Annotated in this window: 1 pseudogene; it reads right to left on the reverse strand. The window is 69.8% G+C overall.

Annotated elements, in window-relative coordinates:
- Window positions 1–526: pseudogene (locus ACY45C_RS03000) on the reverse strand (citramalate synthase); the annotation flags it as partial.
- Window positions 527–623: the final 97 nt, after the last annotated feature.

Here is a 623-nt window from a genome sequence, read left to right on the forward strand (position 1 = left end):
CACCGGCCTCGGCCGCAACGGAGACGACCTCAAGGGCGTAGGCGGGATGCACCCGATGGCCGTCGAAGAAGTGCTCGGCGTCGACGAAGACCCGCTTTCCCTCCGCGCGCAGATGCACGACGGTGTCCCGGATCATCACGAGGTTCTCGGCCGGGGTGGTGCGCAGGGCACGTTCGACGTGGCGCAGATCCGACTTGGCGACCAGGCAGACCACCGAGGTCCCCGCGTCCCGAAGCGCCGCCACCTGGGGATCGTCCGCGGCGGCGCGGCCCGCCCGCCGGGTGGCCCCGAAGGCGGTCAGCACGGCGGTCGTCAGGTTCAGTTCGCCGCGCGCCCGGGTGAAGAACTCCGCGTCCTTCGGGTTTGATCCCGGCCAGCCGCCCTCGATGAAACCGACACCGAGATCGTCCAGGTGACGGGCCACCGCGAGTTTGTCGCCGACCGAGAGCGACAACCCCTCCTGCTGGGTACCGTCCCGCAATGTCGTGTCATAGATGTGCAGGGAATCGGGATCGTATGGCCGCACGGGGCGCCCCTCCGCAAGGATCTTGGGCCGTTCCGCCCCGGCCGAGCCGAGCGGTCCGGACAACCTCCGGCACGCCGAACCGAGCAGAGTTCGGGAA

The sequence above is a fragment of the Frankia sp. CcWB2 genome (genome assembly GCF_977927585.1).